The 18,411-nt window shown below is 69.5% G+C and carries 15 protein-coding genes; 9 read left to right on the forward strand and 6 right to left on the reverse strand.

Features of this window, described 5'->3' with window-relative positions; all coding sequences use genetic code 11:
• Positions 1-9: 9 nt before the first annotated feature.
• Complete coding sequence (locus CGUA_RS05640; RefSeq protein ID WP_290198104.1) at positions 10-2,103, reverse strand: pyruvate formate lyase family protein; 2,094 nt, start codon at positions 2,101-2,103, stop codon at positions 10-12.
• A 372-nt stretch (positions 2,104-2,475) separates the two neighbouring features.
• On the opposite strand from CGUA_RS05640, the gene CGUA_RS05645 reads away from it, so the two are divergent.
• The 3 genes from CGUA_RS05645 to CGUA_RS05655 are packed head-to-tail and all read left to right on the forward strand — an operon-like array spanning position 2,476 to position 5,405.
• A complete protein-coding gene (locus tag CGUA_RS05645) occupies positions 2,476-3,273 on the forward strand; it encodes an electron transfer flavoprotein subunit beta/FixA family protein (RefSeq protein ID WP_290198105.1) in 798 nt (265 codons plus the stop codon).
• A 20-nt stretch (positions 3,274-3,293) separates the two neighbouring features.
• A complete protein-coding gene (locus tag CGUA_RS05650; protein ID WP_290198106.1) occupies positions 3,294-4,247 on the forward strand; it encodes an electron transfer flavoprotein subunit alpha/FixB family protein in 954 nt (317 codons plus the stop codon).
• A gap of 33 nt (positions 4,248-4,280) precedes the next feature.
• A complete protein-coding gene (locus CGUA_RS05655; RefSeq protein WP_290198107.1) occupies positions 4,281-5,405 on the forward strand; it encodes a cysteine desulfurase family protein in 1,125 nt (374 codons plus the stop codon).
• A 35-nt stretch (positions 5,406-5,440) separates the two neighbouring features.
• On the opposite strand, the gene CGUA_RS05660 is transcribed toward CGUA_RS05655, so the two are convergent.
• Positions 5,441-6,301: a spermidine synthase gene (locus CGUA_RS05660; protein WP_290198108.1), complete on the reverse strand. Its 861-nt coding sequence runs from the start codon at positions 6,299-6,301 to the stop codon at positions 5,441-5,443.
• 104 nt (positions 6,302-6,405) lie between these two features.
• On the opposite strand from CGUA_RS05660, the gene mnmA reads away from it, so the two are divergent.
• Together mnmA and CGUA_RS05670 are read left to right on the forward strand one after the other, a co-directional pair.
• Complete coding sequence (gene mnmA, locus CGUA_RS05665) at positions 6,406-7,491, forward strand: tRNA 2-thiouridine(34) synthase MnmA (protein WP_290198109.1); 1,086 nt, start codon at positions 6,406-6,408, stop codon at positions 7,489-7,491.
• Positions 7,492-7,502: 11 nt separating this feature from the next.
• Entirely contained in the window at positions 7,503-8,498 is a 996-nt protein-coding gene (locus CGUA_RS05670) for a uroporphyrinogen decarboxylase/cobalamine-independent methonine synthase family protein (protein WP_290198110.1), read from the forward strand.
• Here CGUA_RS05670 and CGUA_RS05675 read toward each other — a convergent pair.
• Together CGUA_RS05675 and CGUA_RS05680 are read right to left on the reverse strand one after the other, a co-directional pair.
• Complete coding sequence (locus CGUA_RS05675; RefSeq protein ID WP_290198111.1) at positions 8,495-9,514, reverse strand: bile acid:sodium symporter family protein; 1,020 nt, start codon at positions 9,512-9,514, stop codon at positions 8,495-8,497. The two genes, CGUA_RS05670 and CGUA_RS05675, sit on opposite strands and share 4 nt — an antisense overlap.
• A 154-nt stretch (positions 9,515-9,668) precedes the next feature.
• Positions 9,669-10,343 carry a 3'-5' exonuclease gene (locus CGUA_RS05680; protein WP_290198112.1) on the reverse strand — a complete coding sequence of 225 codons (675 nt, stop codon included), beginning with the start codon at positions 10,341-10,343 and terminating at the stop codon, positions 9,669-9,671.
• Between the two features lie 151 nt (positions 10,344-10,494).
• Here CGUA_RS05680 and CGUA_RS05685 point away from each other — a divergent pair, with 151 nt between their 5' ends.
• The 3 genes from CGUA_RS05685 (at position 10,495) to ligA (ending at position 15,423) form a co-directional block, all read left to right on the forward strand.
• Positions 10,495-11,928, forward strand: a complete 1,434-nt coding sequence (locus CGUA_RS05685; RefSeq protein ID WP_290198113.1) for an alpha/beta hydrolase — start codon at positions 10,495-10,497, stop codon at positions 11,926-11,928.
• Between the two features lie 265 nt (positions 11,929-12,193).
• The gene (locus CGUA_RS05690) at positions 12,194-13,351 is read left to right on the forward strand and encodes an alpha/beta hydrolase (protein ID WP_290198114.1); all 1,158 of its coding nucleotides are present in this window, start codon (positions 12,194-12,196) and stop codon (positions 13,349-13,351) included.
• Between the two features lie 47 nt (positions 13,352-13,398).
• Complete coding sequence (ligA, locus tag CGUA_RS05695) at positions 13,399-15,423, forward strand: NAD-dependent DNA ligase LigA (protein ID WP_290198325.1); 2,025 nt, start codon at positions 13,399-13,401, stop codon at positions 15,421-15,423.
• Here the strand turns inward: ligA and CGUA_RS05700 are convergent.
• Positions 15,420-16,409 (reverse strand): glutathione S-transferase family protein, encoded by a 990-nt coding sequence (locus tag CGUA_RS05700; RefSeq protein ID WP_290198115.1) that lies wholly within the window; start codon positions 16,407-16,409, stop codon positions 15,420-15,422. The genes ligA and CGUA_RS05700 overlap by 4 nt on opposite strands.
• Before the next feature lie 157 nt (positions 16,410-16,566).
• On the opposite strand from CGUA_RS05700, the gene CGUA_RS05705 reads away from it, so the two are divergent.
• A complete protein-coding gene (locus tag CGUA_RS05705; RefSeq protein ID WP_290198116.1) occupies positions 16,567-17,733 on the forward strand; it encodes an alpha/beta hydrolase in 1,167 nt (388 codons plus the stop codon).
• On the opposite strand, the gene CGUA_RS05710 is transcribed toward CGUA_RS05705, so the two are convergent.
• Complete coding sequence (locus tag CGUA_RS05710; RefSeq protein ID WP_290198117.1) at positions 17,730-18,392, reverse strand: ACT domain-containing protein; 663 nt, start codon at positions 18,390-18,392, stop codon at positions 17,730-17,732. The two genes, CGUA_RS05705 and CGUA_RS05710, sit on opposite strands and share 4 nt — an antisense overlap.
• Positions 18,393-18,411 lie beyond the last annotated feature (19 nt).

Here is an 18,411-nt window from a genome sequence, read left to right on the forward strand (position 1 = left end):
ATGCTCCTTCTAGTTCTCGTCGTTCATGATGAAGCCGGCGTCGAGCACGCCGACCAGGTTGGTTACCTGCTCGTCCTTGGTGCGGCCCAGGCCGGAGGGGGTGATGGTGTTGGTCAGGGAAATGCCGTCGAGGGCGTCGTTGTAGTCGAGTTTGCCGACCGAGAGCATCGAGGCGACCATGCCATGGGTGTCCGCGCCGTTCTCCGGGTTCGCGCCCGGGGAGAAGGGCGTGCCCGCCTGGTGGCCGGAGGGGAAGGACCCGGTGGCCTTGCCGTAGACGACGTTGGACGTGATCGTCAGGACAGACTGGGTCGGGATCGCGTCGCGGTACATCGGCACCTGCCTGATTTTTTCCATCACGGTGTGGACGACGGTGGCGGCGATATCGTCGGCGCGGTCGTCGTCGTTGCCGTAGCGCGGGAACTCGCCCTCGGTGACGTAGTCGACGACCAGCCCGGTCTCGTCGCGCACCGGGGTGACCTTGGCGTACTTGATGGCGGACAGGGAGTCCGCGACGATGGACAGCCCGGCGATGCCGCAGCCCATGGTGCGCACGATCTCGGAGTCGTGCAGCGCCATCTCCAGCGACTCGTAGGCGTACTTGTCGTGGCAGTAGTGGATGATGTTCAGCGCCTCGACGTAGGTGCCGATGACCCAGTCGAGCATGAGTTCGTACTTGCCCCACACCTCGTCGAAGTCCAGCGGCCCGCCGCCCTCGACGGGGGTGTGGTCCCCGGAGCGGGTGATCTGCGCGCCGGAAACCTCGTCGCGGCCGCCGTTGATGGCGTAGAGCAGCGACTTGGCGGCGTTGACCCGGGCGCCGAAGAACTGCATCTGCTTGCCGACCTTCATCGGCGAGACGCAGCAGGCGATGGCGGCGTCGTCGCCCCACCGGCCGCGGATCTGCTTGTCGGACTCGTACTGCACCGAGGAGGTCTCGATGGAGATGGCGGAGCAGAACTCCTTGTAGCCGGCCGGCAGTTCCGGGTCCCAGAAGATGGTGATGTTCGGCTCCGGGGCCGGGCCCAGGTTGCGCAGGGTCTGCAGCAGGCGGAAGGAGGTCTTGGTGACCTGCGGGCGCCCGTCCTCGGAGAAGCCGGCGTCGGACCAGGTGGCCCAGTAGGGGTCGCCGGAGAAGATCTGGTCGTAGTCCTCGGTGCGCAGGAAGCGGACGATGCGCAGCTTGATCACCAGCGCGTCCATGATCTCCTGGGCGTCGACCTCGTCGATGAGGCCGGCGGCCAGGTCACGCTCGAAGTAGGCGTCGAGGAAGGGGGAGAGGCGGCCGATGGACATGGCGGCCCCGTCCTGGGACTTGATGGAGCCGAGGTAGCCGAAGTAGGTCCACTGGACCGCTTCCTGGGCGGTGGTGGCCGGCCCGGAGATGTCGAAGCCGTACTGCGCGGCCATCGTCTTGAGCTTCTTGAGCGCCTTGATCTGCTCGGCGTGCTCCTCGCGGGCGCGGGCCCAGTGCTCGGAGAAGCCCTGGTCGCCGATGGCGTGCTTGGCGGCCTCCTTGTCCGCGATGAGCCTGTCGACGCCGTAGAGGGCGACGCGGCGATAGTCGCCGATGATGCGGCCGCGGCCGTAGGAGTCGGGCAGGCCCGTGATGATGTGGGAGGAGCGAGCGGCGCGGATGCGCGGGGTGTAGATGTCGAAGACGGCGTCGTTGTGCGTCTTGCGGTGGCGGGTGAAGATCTTCTCGACGTCGGGGTTGACCTCCTTGCCCGCTTCCGTGAGGGCCTGGCGGACCATGCGCCAGCCGCCGTTGGGCATCATGGCGCGCTTGAGGGGGACGTCGGTCTGCAGGCCGACGATGACGTCATCGTCGGCGGAGATGTAGCCGGCGGGGAAGGCGTCGATGTCGGAGGGGGTGTCGGTGTCGACGTCGTAGATGCGCCGGGCGCGTTCGACGGAGAGGTAGTTCTTCTCCAGGTGGTCCCAGAGGCGGAGGGACTTCTCGGTGGGGCCGGCGAGGAAGGAGGCGTCGCCCTCGTAGGGGGTGTAGTTGCGCTGGATGAAGTCGCGGACGTCGATGGCGTCCTGCCAGGGGCCGGGGGTGAAGCCTGTCCAGGCGATGGACTGCTGGGTCACGGTGGTCACGGGGTGCTGAACCTTTCCGAATGCAGGGGTGTGCGTGATTAGCGGGAGGCCTGGGCACCTGCGGGTGGCGGTCCACGTGTAACAGAATCCGATGGTCAGGTGCTTCTGCCTATGACTGTGAGTGTACCCAAATCCCCCGGAAAGGTCGTACTAATTATTCCGTGTGATCGGACACGTCTGGCGGAGGCTTCCGGATTCAACGTAAGGTGATGAATGTATTTCGTCGACCCGGGTCGGCATAAAAATCGAAGTGAACCAAGCGGTCTGCGTTATAGTGACAACCCTGTCTAGTTGTGACTATTGTCGCGCCTGAGACCCCAGCGCGCCGGAACCCCGACCTCCGGCGCCAGCCAACAGCGAAAGGTAGTGAGGATGCCCAGCATCGTCGTGCTCGTCAAGCACGTTCCCGACACCTGGTCCGTCAAGAACCTGGAGGCCGACCACACGCTTGACCGCGTCAACGTCGACTCCGTCATCGACGAGGTCAATGAATACGCCGTCGAGCAGGCTCTCCGCATCAGGGAGGCCAACGGGGAGGGCTGGCAGGTCATCGCGGCGACGATGGGCGCCGATAGTGCCGACGAGTCCCTGCGCAAGGCGCTGTCCATGGGCGTCGACGACGCCGTGCGGCTGACCGACGACGCGCTCGCCGGTTCGGACGCCATCGCCACCGCCTGGGCGCTGACCAACCTGCTCGATACCGTCGAGGATCTGCAGCTGATCGTCACCGGCCGCTCCTCCTCCGACGGCGACACCGGCCTGCTGCCGGGCCTGCTCGCCGAGTACCGCCAGATCCCGGCCCTGACCGGCCTGAACGCCGTCGCCGTCTCGGGGACCACCGTCACCGGCACCCGCGTCGACGCGCGCGGCGAATGGAGCCTGGAGGCGCAGCTGCCGGCTCTGGTCTCCGTCACCGACAAGGCCGACAACCCGCGCTACCCCAACTTCAAGAAGATCAAGGCCGCCAAGGCCCACGAGATCACCGTCCACGACCTGGCCGCCATCGGCGTCGACGCCGCCCAGGTCGGCCTCGACGCCTCGGCCACCCGGGTCCAGTCCGCAGCGAAGCTGCCCGAGCGCACCTCCGGCGAAATCATCCAGGGCGGCGCCGATCCGAAGGCCGCCGCCGTCCAGATCGCCGATTTCCTCGCCGCCCGCGGCCTCATCTAACTCGAAGTCAAGGAGAAAACATGTCCCACGTTTACGTCCTGGTCGAGCACTCCCGCGGCCAGCTCGCTCCCGTCACCGCCGAACTGATCACCGCCGCCCGCCCGCTGGGCGTCGTCTCCGCCGTCGTCGTCGGCGCGCCGGGCACCGCCGGGCCGCTGGCCACCGAGCTGGGCCAGCTGGGCGCTGAGCAGGTCATCGACGCCTCCGCCGCCGACTACGCCCAGCGCCTGATCACCCCCGAGGTCGACGCCCTGCACGCCCTCGGCGCGGCCAACCCGGCGCCGATCGTCATCGCCGCCTCCGACACCGGCAACGAGATCGCCGGCCGGCTCGGCGCGCGCCTGGCCTCCGGTGTGCTGGCCAACGTCGTCGAGATCACCGCCGAGCGCACCGCCCGCCACCAGATCTTCGGCGGCACCTACGAGACCCTCGCCGCCGCGGGCGGCGCCGCCCCGATCTTCACCCTCCGCCCGGGCAGCGTCACGCCGCAGCCGCAGGCCGCCGCGGGCGCCCTGGCGCCGATGGAGCTGCCCGCCGCCACCGCCAAGGACGTCACGGTCACCTCCTTCACCCCGGCCGTGGCTGGTGACCGTCCCGAGCTCACCCAGGCCAAGGCCGTCGTGGCCGGTGGCCGCGGCGTCGGCTCTGCGGAGGGCTTCACCGAGGTCGTCGAGCCGCTGGCCGACGCCCTGGGCGCCGCCGTCGGCGCCACCCGCGACGCCACCGACGAGGGCTGGTACGACCACGCCTTCCAGATCGGGCAGACCGGCGAGAACGTCTCCCCGGACCTCTACATCGGCGTCGGCGTCTCCGGCGCCATCCAGCACACCTCCGGCATGCAGACCGCCGGCACCATTGTCGTCATCAACCAGGACGGCGACGAGCCGTTCTTCAAGATCGCCGACCTCGGCGTCGTCGGTGACCTCCACGAGATCGTCCCGGCCCTGACCGAGGAGCTGCGCTCCCGCTCCTAGGTCCCCGCGGCGGGCGTCACTACTATCTGGGGCATGCATTATTTCGATCACGCCGCCACCACCCCGATGCGCCAGGCCGCCATCGACGCCTGGGTGAGGCACTCCCAGGCCGTCAACCCGGGCGGCCAGTACGGTTCCGGCCGCCGGGCCCGCAGCGTGCTTGACGACGCCCGCGAGCAGATCGCGGGGATCATGGGCGCCGAGCCCATCGAGGTCATCTTCACCGCCTCGGGCACGGAGGCGGACAACATCGCCATCCACGGCCTCTACCGGGCCTCGGAACTGAGCCGGATCGTCTCGACCCCGATCGAGCACCCGGCGGTCAAGGAGGTCGTGGAGCACCTCGTCGCTGAGGAGGGCGCCGAGGCCGTGCTCCTGCCGGTCGACCGGCACTCCCACGTCAGCGACCTCTCCGCCCTCGACGTCCCGGCGGCGGTGGCGACGTGCATGTACGCCAACAACGAGACCGGCGCCATCCAGCCGATCCCGGAGATCATCGCGCGCGCCGCGGCCGTCGGCACGCCGGTGCACGTCGACGCCGTCCAGGCGGTGGGCCGCGTCCCAATCCATTTCCACGACCTCGGCGCCACGACGCTGGCCTCCTCCGCCCACAAGTACGGCGGCCCGCGCGGAGTCGGCTTCCTGCTGGCCAAGCGCTCGCCGGCGCCGACGGCGATCCTGCACGGCGGGGGACAGGAGCGCGGCATCCGCCCGGGCACCGTCGACGTCGCCTCGGCCGCCGCCATGGCCGCCGCGCTGCAGGAGGCGGTCGACGAGATGGTGGCCGCCAACGGGCGCATCAGCGCCCTGCGCGACGAACTGCGCGAGCGCATCCTCGCCGCCGTCGACGACGTCCGCGTCAACACCGCCGAGCCCGCCCTGCCCGGCCACCTGCACCTGTCCTTCCCGGGCGCGGACGGCGACTCCATGATCATGCTGCTCGACTCCCTCGGCGTCGAGGCCGCCACCGGATCCGCCTGCAGCTCCGGGGTCAGCCGCATGAGCCACGTGCTCGAGGCCATGGGCGTCGCCGACGCCGAGGGCATCGGCTCGCTGCGCTTCACCCTGGGCCGGACCACCACCGCCGAGGACGTTGAGTACCTGGCGGCGCACATCGCCGAGGTCGTGGAGAAGGCCCGCCGCGCGGGTCTGCGCTGATCGGGGGTCGGCCGTACCGCGCCCGGATCGCGGACTCAGTCAGTCCTCGGGACAGCGCCCGAGAAGAAGGCCCGCGTCCAGCGCTCGTCCTTGTAGTGGGCCGGGACCGCGCCCGCGAGCAGGGGCTTGGCGACGCGCGCCGCCCCCGGCGAACCCTCGACCGGCAGCTCGGCGTCCGAGGCGACGAGGATGATGTTGCCGTAGCGCCGCCCCTTGAGCATTGGCGGATCGGCGATGACCGCGACGTGCTCGAAGACCTCGGCCATGCCCGCCAGCTCCGCCTTCGCCCCGGCGAGGTCGGCGTGGTCGCCACAGTTGGCGACGTAGAGCCCGCCCGGGGCGAGGGAGGCCGACACCCGGCGGAAGAACTCGACCGTGGTCAGGGGCCTGGGCGTGGCGTCACCGGCGAAGACGTCGCGGATGAGCACGTCCCGCGAGTCCGGAGCGAAGGTCTCGGTGACGGCGCGGGCCTCCCCGGCGCGGATCCTGACGGTCGGGGAGCGGGGGATGTCGAACCAGGCGCGGACGTAGTCGGCCAGGGTGGCGTCGAGCTCGACGACCGTGTGCCGGGAGGCCGGCCACATGTCCGCGAAGTAGCGGGCCAGCGAGCAGGCCGCGCCGCCCAGGTGGGTCACCCGCAGGCGGGCCGGATCCAGCCGCTCGGCGACGATCTCCTCGACCATCGCCGCGATCCACCGCATGTACTCAAAATCAAGCTCCCTGGGTTGACCCGGGACGATATGCGAGGAAGGTACCCCGTTGACGTGGAGGACGTAGGCGCCGGGCCGGAACTCGTCCTCCCGCACCTCGGCGACGCCGGTGGCGATGTCGTAGGTGCCGAGGATCGACGGATCCGCCGCGCGGTGCCCTCGTCGGGTGGTTCGCTTTCGTGCCATTGATTCAGACTAACCGCTGCCGGGCGCCGGCCGTGCTTGGGGAATACTCCGGCCCGGAGGTAGGTTGTTCCCTGAGTCAACGAGAGTCCCGGGAGGCAGAAGACATGCGCGTACTTGCAGCGATGAGCGGCGGCGTCGACTCGTCCGTGGCCGCGGCCCGCGCCGTGGCGGCCGGGCACGAGGTCATCGGCGTCCACCTGGCGCTGAGCCAGGACGCCCAGCAGACCAGGGAAACCGCCCGCGGCTGCTGCTCCCTGGAGGACTCCGCCGACGCGCGCCGCGTCTGTGACAAGCTCGGCATCCCCTTCTACGTGTGGGACTTCTCTGACCGCTTCAAAGAGGAGGTGATCGGTGACTTCATCGACTCCTACGCCGTCGGCGAGACCCCGAACCCCTGCCTGCGCTGCAATGAGAAGATCAAGTTCTCCGCACTGCTCGAGCGCGGCATCGCCCTGGGCTTCGACGCGGTGGCCACCGGCCATTACGCCGTGCTCGACTCCGACGGCCACCTGCGCCGCTCCCCGGACGACAAGAAGGACCAGTCCTACGTGCTCGGCGTGCTGAGCAGGCAGGACCTCGACCACTGCCTTTTCCCGGTCGGTGACACCGAGAAGCCGAAGATCCGCGAGGAAGCCGCCGCCTACGGCTTCTCGACGGCCGCCAAGCCCGACTCCTACGACATCTGCTTCATCCCCGACGGCAACACCCAGGCCTTCCTCGGCCGCTCCATCGGCCTGCGCCCGGGCATGATCGTCGACCAGGACGGCACCGAACTACGTGAGCACGACGGCGCCTGGAACTACACCATCGGCCAGCGCAAGGGCCTGGACATCAAGACCCCGGCCGCCGACGGCCGACCCCGCTACGTCACCGACATCGACGCCGCCACCGGCACCGTCACCGTCGGCCCGCGCGAGGCCCTGGCCGTGAGCCGCATCGAGGCCGACCGCCTCAAGTTCCTTCACCCGGACATGGACGGGCAGCTCCGCTGCGAGGTCCAGGTCCGGGCCCACGGCTCGGTGGTGGGCTGTACGGTGAGCGTCGACAAGCAGGCGGACCGCATGGTCCTCGACCTGGACGAGCCGCTGCACGGCGTGGCCCGCGGCCAGGCCGCGGTGCTCTACCTGCCGACCGACGACGGGCTCGGCGACATCGTGCTGGGTTCCGGCACCATCTGCGGCACCGACTAACCTGGGGGCCCATGACCCGCGCTTATGGACTAGGACCCCTTCCCGGCACCTCGGTCGCCGAGGCCTGTGACGTCATCGTCTCGGAGACCGGCGGCCTGCCGCACATTCCGCAGCTGCCCGACCGCGGACTCGGCTCCGATCCGGTGGGGCGCACCGCCAGCCTGCTCGAGGCCGTCCACGTCGACCGCGGCCCCCGCTCCTGGCGGATGAGCCCGCGCCCGCAGCTGATCTCCCGGCGCACCGCCGACCGCCTGGAGCGCGACCTCGACGAGTGCCAGGCCGCCTGGAACCGGACCCTTCCCGCGGTCAAAATCCAGCTCACCGGGCCGTGGACGCTGGCCGGGGCGATCGAACTGGCCGACGGCCACCGCGTGCTCACCGACCGCGGGGCCCTGCGCGACCTCACCGACGCCCTCATCGACGGGGCCAACCTCCACATCGCCGACGTGGCCCGGCGCTTCGGCGCCGCCGAGATCCTCGTCCAGCTCGACGAACCCTGGCTCACCGACGTGGTGGCCGGCAACCTCCCGGGCACCACCCGCCTCGACGAGGTCCGCGCCGTCCACCCCAGGGACGCCGGGAAGCGGCTGGCCCATGTCGTCGACAACCTCGACGCCGGCGAGGTCGCGCTCAACCTCACCGGGCAGATCCCGGAATGGGAGGTCGTCCGGCTCTCCGGGGTGCAGACGCTGCAGCTGACCCTAGACAGCATCACCGGCACGAGGCAGCTGGACGCGCTCGGCGAGGCGGTCAGCGGCGGTCTGCGCATCGGCGTCGGCGTCACCGCCGCCGGCGAGGAGATTGATGAACGCCAGGAAAAGCCGAGAACCCGGGCGATGGACATCGCCCGGGTGTGGCGGGAGCTCTCGCTCGACCCGAGCCAGCTCCGCGAGGTCGACGTGCACCCGAAGGGCGCGTTGAGCGGCTCGCTTCTCGACGCCTCCCGCGCGTACGCCATGGCGCAGGCGGTCGCAGGCATCCTGGACCGGGACGCGGGAAACCTCTAGGACTTGACCTCCGCCGGAACGCCCGGCTCGGCGCCGGCGGCCGTGCGCTCCGCCGGGAGCGGAATCCGGCGCATGATGGCGGCGTAGACCGCTCCCGTGATGTTGTGCAGGACGGCGGCGACCGCGCCCGGCAGCGCGGCCTCGGGGCTGAAGAACTTGCCGGCCATGCCCGAGGCCAGCCCCGCCGACTGCGTGGAGACCTCGATGCTCATCGTGCGGTTGGCCCGCTCATCCAGGCGGAACACCCGGCCACCGAGGTAGCCCAGGACGTAGCCGATGACGTTGTGCAGCAGCACCGCGATGATGACCAGCCAGCCGGAGGCGACGATGAGGTCGCCGTTGGCGGCGACGGTGGGGAAGACCACCCCGCCGATGCCGAGGATGGAGATCAGCGGCAGGATCGGGGCGATCCTGGTGATGAAGCCGTCGAAGAGGTAGCGGATGACCAGTCCGCCGATGACCGGGAACAGGACCGTCTGGGCCAGGGACTTGGCCATGCCGAGGCCGTCGACCTCGGTCTGGGCGCTGGCCAGCAGCAGCATCAGGGCCGGGGTGACGATCGGGGAGAGCAGCGTCGACACCGACGTCATGGTCACCGACAGGGCGACGTCGCCGCGGGCCAGGTAGGCGACGACGTTGGAGGTCGTTCCGCCCGGGACGGTGCCCAGCATGAGCAGACCGAGGGCCAGCTGCGGGTTGAGGTTCAGCGCCCAGGCCACGGCGAGGGCGCCCGCCGGCATGATCGTGAACTGGAGGATCACGCCCAGAATGATGGGGAAGGGGCGGCGCAGAACCTCGGTGAAGTCCGGGATGGTCAGCGTCAGACCCATCGAGAACATGATGATCATCAGGAAGTACGTGATGTACTCGCGCATGGGCAGGAAGGGGGCCGGGAAGAAGTAGGCCAGTACCGCCCCAGCGAGAATGAACAGGGGGAAAATTCCCACGATGATGACCGCTGCGCGATCTTCCTGAGGGGTGGCGTCATTGCCGTGCTGATCCGTGGAGATGCTCACCAGCGGGGCCTCTTTTCATCCGATTCGGGGTCACCCCCGCCCCGCGTCTCATTGTCGGGGGAGGGATGACCGGTGGGTGAGACGGATACTAGCAGCCGTCTGTGACAGGGCTGTCATATACCTTGTTGTTGTGGCATGCAACTCACGGCGGGGGTCAGTCCTGCATCGGCCACGACGTGTTGACCGAGGACCCGTCCCGCCCCCGTGACTCGAAGTACTTCCGGCGATTCTCCTGGTTGTCGTAGTAGCCGACGGCCTGGAACTCCATCAGCTCGTCCGTGCTCATCGCCTTGAGGTCCGGGTAGACCTTGTTGACCTGCTTCCAGGCGATGCGCGCCGCGGCGATCGCGTCGGAGGTGGCCTCGTGGGCGTTGTCCAGCGTGACGCCGTAGTGCTTCGACACGTCGGTCAGGGTCCGTCGGCCCTTGCGGTAACGGTCCTTGATGTTATCGACCGTGTACGGATCGTAGACCGGGCCGGTGACGGTGAAACTCCCGGTCAGCTGCCGCAGCACGGTGAGGTCGAAGGGGGCGTTGTAGACGACGAGGGCGAAGCCCTCCTCCCAGGCCTTCTTGATGCGGCGCACGGTCTCCGCCAGCACCTCGTCGTGGGGCTGGCCCTCCGCGCGCGCCTTCTCGGTCGTGATTCCGTGAATTCTGGCGGCCTCCTCGGGAATCTCGATTCCCGGATCCGCCAGCATCTCCAGCATGTCCGTCTGCGCGCCGTCGATGGACACCAGTGCGGAGGTGACGATGCGGGCCTCCATCGGGTCGGCGGAGGTGGTCTCAAGATCAAACGAGAGCATGCGCGAAGCGTCGAAGTGTGCCATGGCGTCAACCCTACTTCGTGGGCCGGACACCAACCTGGCCGGTCGCCCCGGACGGTTGGTTCGCGCGTTCACCCGTCGTTCACCTAAAGTATTACGAAAACCTGGAGAATGCCTCCCAGAATACCGAGTTTTCACCGAGGAGAACGTGATCGTGAACCGCCTACCCACCCGTGCCGGTGCCGTCCTCACAGCCGTTACCGTGGCCTCCCTCGGCGTCAGCGGCGCCATGGCAGTCCCGGTGCCGGCCCCCGTCGTCGAGATCCGGCAGCAGGCCGAGCAGCAGCTGCAGGCGGCGATCCGCTCCGGCGAGGCCGCCCTCGGCCTGGACGGCGTCGACCCGGCCGATCCGAGGACCTGGCCGGTCGAACTCATCGCGGCCGGCGTCGGCGTCACCGCGCTGGCGGCCATTCTGCTGGTGCATTCCTCAAGCACCGCCCACGCCGGGGCCGCCGAGGACGAGACGCCCGTCGAGACCCCTCCGGAGAGCGCCGAGACCTCATCCGAGGAGCAGCTCGACGCGGAGCTCGCGGATTTCGTCGTCGGTTCGTCGCGCACCGTCTTCAACCAGCCGGAGGTGCTCGGTTCCAGCCTCAACGGCCTGGGCGCGCTCGGCTCCTCCGACTTCGCCATTCCGGAGGACGGCTACGACATCGCCGCCAACGGGCCCCAGAATTACTCCGACACCATCACCGAGGCCAAGGTGATCCGCAAGGAGGAGCAGGACATCCGCGACCTGACCGCCGGGGCCGAGGGCATCCAGCGCTGGTGGGTCGCGTCTCCGGCCATGGGCAGGAACGTCGAGATCCAGATTCGCCCGGCCGCGGACACCTCGACCGAGGCTCCGGTCCTCTACCTCCTCGACGGCGTCAACGCCCCGAGCCGCTCCGGCTGGGTCTCCTACGGCGCCCACAGGATCATCCAGGACAACGTCACTCTGGTCATGCCGACGGTGGCGCGGGCATCCTTCTACCTCGACTGGGAGGAGGACGACGAGGTGCTCGGCCGGAACCAGTGGGAGACTTTCCTGACCAGGGAGCTGCCGCCGCTTCTGGAGTCGGATCCCGACCTGAACACCAACGGCAGGTACGGCGTCGGCGGCCTCTCGATGGGCGCGACCGGCGCCGTCACCCTGGCCAACGCCAACCCAGAGCTCTTTGACGCGACCTTCGGCATCTCGGGCTGCTACTCCGCCGAGTCGGAGGTGGGCTACCAGACCATGCGGCTGACGATCGAGTCCCGCGGCGGGGATCTCAACAACCTCCTGGGTCCGCTCGGTTCCGACACCCGGGAGCGCTACGACGTCGTCGGCGACCCGGAGGGGCTGCGCGACCAGGCCGTCTATCTGTCGGCGTCGGCCGGCGAGTTCCCCGAGGGCGCGGAGGCCGGGAACTTCCCGGTCGCCGCCCTGGGCGTGCTCCTGGAGCAGGGCGCGTACCTCTGCACCCAGGATCTCGAGCGAGCGATGGAGGCGGAGGGAATGACCCATCAGCAGGTGGTCTACCAGCGAGAGGGCGTCCACAACTGGGACACCTTCCAGGCCCAGCTGGCCCCGGCGTGGGAGCACATCCGGGGAGCGCTCATGTAGCGGAACCGCTACGCGCCGGGCCCAAGGGGGCGGTTCGGCACAGGACTTGACGGCCAGCGGCGCCCGCGCCTGGCCGTTTCCCGTCCCGGGGCCGGGGTCGGTGAAGCAGCGGCTCGACCGCCCCGGGGACACCGTCGGGCCGCAGCGCGGGCCACCCCGGAAACAGGTCAAGGGGGCGTTACCCGCCGGGGCGGTGGAGTAGCCTCCTAAGAAATCGCACCGGCAACGCCCAGTTGCCGGACACGGACGGCTAAGGGAGCGCACGATGAACACACGCACGACCGTACGATACGCGGCGGCGCTGGTGGTGGCGGCGGTGGCGGCCGCCCCCTTCCCGGCGACCGCCCAACAGTCCGCCGATGACTTCGGCCGTTCGGCCCTGGCCACCTCGTCGCAGTCATCCTGGCCCACCGTCGGATCCGTCGACGCGGCGCTCAGCTCCGCCGACCTGCTCGGCTCAGCCAGCTTGCCGACGCCCCCGCGCACCGGCTCGTCCCTCCCGGCGCCGGTCGGGGAGAGCCCCGTCACCGAGTCGAGGATTGTCTCGATCACCGACGACCGCCTGCCCCGGCTTGAGCGCTGGACCATCGCCTCACCGGCCATGGGCCGGCACGTGGACGTTCAGATCCTGCGCCCCGCGGAGACCACGGAGCCCGCCCCGATGCTCTATCTGCTCGACGGGGTCGACGCGCCCCGGGATTCCGGCTGGCTCCATGAGGGCCACGTGGACGAGCTATTCGCGGAGGAGAACGTGACCCTGGTCATGCCGACCGGAGCCTACGCGTCAATGTACGCCGACTGGTACGCCGACGACCCGGTGCTCGGGCGCAACCAGTGGGAGACCTTCCTCACCGAGGAACTGCCCCCACTGCTCGAGGACCCCGCCAGCGGACTCAACTTCAACGGCCGCCGCGCCATCGGCGGTCTGTCCATGGGCGCCAGCGGCGCGGTGGCGATCGCCAACGCGAATCCGGGCGTCTTCGCCGGCGTGATCGGGATTTCCGGCTGCTACTCCACGACGTCGACCGCCGGGCGAATCATGGTGGGCAGCATCGTGGAGAACGCCGGCGCCTCCGTCTACAACCTCTACGGCCCGCCGGGCGCGCCGGGCTGGGATCGCCACAACGTCGTCAAGGACCCGAGGGGCCTCGCGTCCACCGCGGTGTACCTCTCGGCCGCGGAGGGCGTGGTCACCCCCGAAGAAGAGGAGTACTTCGGTGACCGGACGTCCAGCGCCCTGGCCAACGGCATCGTCCTGGAGTGGGGCTCGCTGAGCTGCACCGTGGATCTTGACCAGGCGATGCGGGCGCGGGGTATGACGCACCAGCAGGTCGATCTTCTGCCCGCGGGCGTGCACAACTGGCCGAACTTCAGCGGCGCGCTCCTGCCGGGCTGGGATCACATCCGTCCCGCCCTGTACTAGCTAGAATTGTCCGGGTGAGTGACCCGACTGATTCTGATGCGCCCGACCTGACCGCCTCCTCCGCCGAGATCCGCGGCCGGTGGACCGAGCTGGCCGAGGAGGTCCGCCGGCACCGGGGCCTCTACTACAACCAGACCCCGGAAATCCCGGACGCGGATTTCGACGCGATGTTCCGGGAACTACAGGAGCTGGAGGCCGAGCACCCGGACCTGGCGGTCCCGGACAGCCCGACCATGGAGGTCGGCGCCCCGGCGGTGGCGACGAGCTCCTTCGCGAACGTGGAGCACCTCGAGCGCCTCATGAGCCTCGACAACGTCTTCTCCCTGGAGGAGCTGCGTGACTGGCTGGGGCGCACCCCGGCGCAGACGTACCTGACGGAGCTCAAGATCGACGGCCTGTCCATCGATCTGGTCTACCGCGACGGCCTCCTCGAGCGCGCCGCCACCCGTGGCGACGGGCGGGTGGGTGAGGACATCACCGTCAACGCGAAGGTCGTCGAGGGCATCCCGCACGAGCTGCGCGGCGAGGCGCCCGCCCTGCTGGAGGTCCGGGGTGAGGTCTACATCCGCCCGGTGGACTTCGAGGAGATCAACGACGAGCGCCGGGAGCGGGAGCAGAAGCTCTTCGCCAACCCGCGCAACACCGCGGCGGGCGGCATCCGCCAGAAGAACGTCGAGGACGTGCGCAAACGCCGCCTCCGCTTCATCGCGCACGGCATCGGTGCGCGGGAGGGCTTCGAGCCCCGCAGTCAGCACGAGGCCTACACGGCGCTGGCGGCGTTCGGTTTCCCGGTCTCGGCGCACACCCGGCAGGTGCACTCCGTCGACGAGATCATCGAGCAGGTCGAATACTGGGGAGCGCACCGCCATGACGCGGAGTTCGAGATGGACGGACTCGTCATCAAGGTCGATTCCCTGGCGGAGCAGCGTGGTTACGGCGCTACCAGCCGTGCGCCGCGGTGGGCGATCGCCTACAAGTACCCCCCGGAGGAGGTCACCACGACGCTGCTGGACATCCAGGCCAGCGTCGGCCGCACCGGCCGCGTCACGCCCTTCGCGGTGATGACGCCGGTGCTGGTGTCCGGATCGACGGTGTCGATGGCCACCCTGCACAACCAGACGGAGGTGGAGCGCAAGGGCGTGAAGATCGGCGACACCGTCATCATCCGCAAGGCCGGCGAGATCATTCCCGAGGTCCTGGGGCCGGTGGAGGAGAAGCGCGACGGGAGCGAGCGCAGCTACATTTTCCCTACGCTGTGTCCCTCCTGCGGCACCCGGCTGGCTCCGCAGAAGGAGGGCGACGCCGACTGGCGCTGCCCCAACACGCGCAGCTGCCCGGCGCAGCTCTCGGCGCGGCTGACCTACCTGGCCGGCCGCGGGGCCTTCGACATTGAGGCGCTGGGGGAGAAGGGCGCCCAGGATCTCATCCGTACCGGCATCCTCGTCGACGAGGGCGACCTCTTCGATCTCACCGAGGAGAAGCTGGCGGCCTCCAGCGTCTACACGACCACCGCGGGCAAGGTCAACGCCACCGGCAGGAAGCTGCTCGAGAACCTCTCGACGGCGAAGCAGACCGAGCTGTGGCGCGTGCTGGTGGCCCTGTCCATCCGCCACGTCGGCCCCTCGGCCGCCCGTGCCCTGGCCGCGCGCTACGGCTCCCTCGAGGCGATGCGCGCGGCCGAGGTCGAAGACCTGGCGGAGACCGATGGCGTCGGCCAGATCATCGCGGAGTCCTTCGCCGAGTGGTTCACCGTGGACTGGCACCGGGGCATCGTCGACAAGTGGGCCGCGGCCGGGGTCACGATGGCCGACGACCAGACCGAGCGGGCGGAGCAGACGCTGGCGGGGCTGACCGTCGTGGTCACGGGCACCCTGGAGAACTTCTCCCGGGACGGGGCCAAGGAGGCCATCCTCGCCCGCGGCGGCAAGGCCTCGGGGTCGGTGTCGAAGAAGACGGACTACGTCGTCGTGGGGGAGAACGCCGGTTCCAAGGAGCAGAAGGCCCGTGATCTCGGCGTCACCATCCTGGACGAGGCTGGGTTCGAGACCCTCCTTGCCACGGGGTCGGCCTAGTAGGGGGCCGGGGTCTTCGGGAGGAACTTCCGGTCCGGGGTGGCGCTCAGCCGGGCCCGCTCGTGCGGGGTGGTCCACCCGGACTGGTCCGGGCCCTTCGGGATGATCGGCTCGCCTTCGCCGATGACGCCCTCGCCGCCGAAGTAGCCCTCCTTGATGGCCTCGAAGTCGGTGGTCGAGCCGAATCCGGGGGTCTGGTAGAGATCGCGGGCGTAGCCCCAGAGATGGGTGAAGTCGATGAGGCGCTGCCGGTTCGCCTTGAAACCGCCGTAGTAGGCGGCGTCGAAGCGCGCCAGCGTCGCGTAGAGGCGGACGTCGGAGTCGGTGATGTGTTCTCCCCACAGGAAGCGTCGCGTCGTCAAGCGTTCCTCGAGCTGGTCGAGGGCGTCGAACAGGGCGTCGTAGGCGGCGTCATATGCCTGCTGCGAGGTGGCGAAGCCGCACTTGTATACCCCGTTGTTGACGTTGTGGAAGAGCCACTCGTTGAACTGGTCGATCTGCCCGCGCTGGTCGGCGGGGTAGAGGTCCGGCGCGTCGGCCTTGTGGAAACGCTCCCAGCTGACCTCGAGTTCGTTGCTGAGCCGGTGGTAGTGGTTGTTGACGACGCGGCCGGTGGCGACGTCGACGATCGCCGGGACGGTGCCGCGCTTGTCGTAGCCCGGGTCGGCGGCCAGGTAGGCCTCCTGCAGGTATTCGACGCCGAGGACGGGGTCGCGGTTGTCCTGGTCAAGCGCGAACCGCCAGCCCTGGCGGGTGCGGCGCGGGTGGACGACGCCGACGCCGATGACGTCCTGGAGACCGAGCAGCTCGCGCACGATGAGCTGACGGTGGGCCCAGGGGCAGATCATCGCGGCGATGAGTCGGTAGCGGCCGGCCTCGACGGGCAGTTCGCCGGGACCGTCGCCGAAGGAGGTGGTGAAGGAGTTGCTCTGCCGGCTGAAACCGCCGCTGCCGTCCGACTCCTGGGTGCGTTCGCTGATGGCCATGGGGTGCTCCTTAACGCGGGCAAGGGGGATGCCGTCGAGCGTAGGGCCCCCGGGACAATTAGTCCAGAGTTAAAGTAAAATGGCCCGGAGGTACCGCCCCGGGTATCCTGGCGCTGCCCATCGTTTCCGTCAATCCTCCCCGGGAAGGCCCGCACCCTTGTCACCGACCCCACGCCGCCTCGCCGCGACGGCCGCCGCCCTGGCGGTCCTGGCCAACGCGTTCCCCGCCGCCGCGCAGAGTTCCTCCCCGCTGCACGACGCCGTGGCGCTGTCCTCGCAGACGTCGGCCTCCTCGACCGGCAGTGCGGTCGGCTCGGCGGCCTCGGCGGTGGACGCCGTCGGTTCCGCCCGCTCCTCCGTCCCCGGCGCCTGGGTCATGCCCGGCAGCGGCAAATACCCGCTGCCGACCGACGAGGGCATCGTCGTGCCCGAGGTCCTGGCCATCGAGCCGGACGTCGGCATCAACGTCCAGAAGTGGTCGGTGGCCTCGCCGGCGATGAAACGCGTCGTCCAGGTGCAGGTCCGGCCCGCGCCGGAGGGCGCGGGCGCGGCGCCGATGCTCTACCTCCTCGACGGGGTGGAGGCCACGCACCCCTCCGACTGGATCATGCTCGGCCACGTCGACACCAAGCTCCGCGACGATAGCGTCACGCTCGTCATGCCCACCGAGGCGAGGGCGTCGATGTGGGCGGACTGGTACGCCGACGACGAGGTCGGGGGCCGGCACCAGTGGGAGACCTTCCTGACCGAGGAGCTGCCGCCGCTGCTCGAGGACCCCGCCCACGGCCTCGACTTCAACGGGAAGCGGGGCATCGGCGGCATTTCGATGGGGGCGACGGGGGCGCTGGCCATCGCGAACCGGAACCCGGACCTCTTCGACGCGGTCTTCGGCATCTCCGGCTGCTACTCGACGACGGAGTCGCTCGCTGCGATCTCGAATTACCTCACCGTCGAGACCAGGAAGAACGATTTCGACAACCTCTACGGTCCCCCCGGCGACTGGCGCTGGCGGCACTACGACACCGAGGCCGACCCCACCGGACTGGCCGACATGACGGTGTACCTCTCCAGCGCCCGCGGCGTCACGCAGGCGTCCTCGGCCGATCACGCCGACGCCGACCTGATCAACTACGTCACCGGCACCGTCATCGAACAGGCGACGCTGGTGTGCACGGAGAACCTGGACGCCGCCATGCGGACGCGGGGGATGGCCCACCAGCGGGTCGACTACGTCGAGGACGGACTCCACAACTGGAGGAATTTCCACCGCTTCATCGAACCCGCCTGGGAGCACATCGCCCCGGCACTCGAAGCGAGTCCCTAGCGCAGCAGCGCGCCGACGATCGTCGCCAGGTTGTGCAGGTGGTCGATCTCGCCGGCCAGGAAATCCGGCCCGCCGGCACGGGCGACGACGATGACCATGTCGGTGCCCTTGAGCGGGGCGGCGGCCAGGGCGGACTCGAGGACGGTCCAGCTCTCGGGGAGCCAGAGATCCTTCTCCGGGTGGAGCGTGCGCGCCCTGTCGACGTCGATGCGCTCGGGGGTGGAGCCGTCGTCCTCGGGCGCGGCGGCGGAGGCGGCGACGCGGGTGATCGGGCCGTCGGTCCGCAGCACCAGCGCCCAGGAGGCGGTCATCGAGGTCGGCAGCACGAGCATGAGGTCGGCCATCGCCTGGGGGACGTTGTGCGCGTGACGGGCGACCTGGGCCAGCATCTCGATCTGGCCCCGTCGGTCGACCCGGCCGGAGAAGGGGCGGATGGAATCGACGTCGGCGCCCTCGACGGAGTTGGCCGCGGTGATGACCACGTCCGCCATCACTCCCGGGGACAGGCTCACGACGATGTCGTCGACCACGACGCGACCCGGGGTGACCTCGACGATGTCGACGGACTGGATGTTGGCTCCGACCCTGCCGAACGCCTCCGCGAGGCGGCCGAGGCTGCCGGGGGTGTCGGGCAGGGCGACACGGATGAGAAAAGACATCGGAAGTGGATCACGCTCC

It is taken from the genome of Corynebacterium guangdongense (assembly GCF_030408915.1).
GTDB classification, from domain to species: domain Bacteria; phylum Actinomycetota; class Actinomycetes; order Mycobacteriales; family Mycobacteriaceae; genus Corynebacterium; species Corynebacterium guangdongense.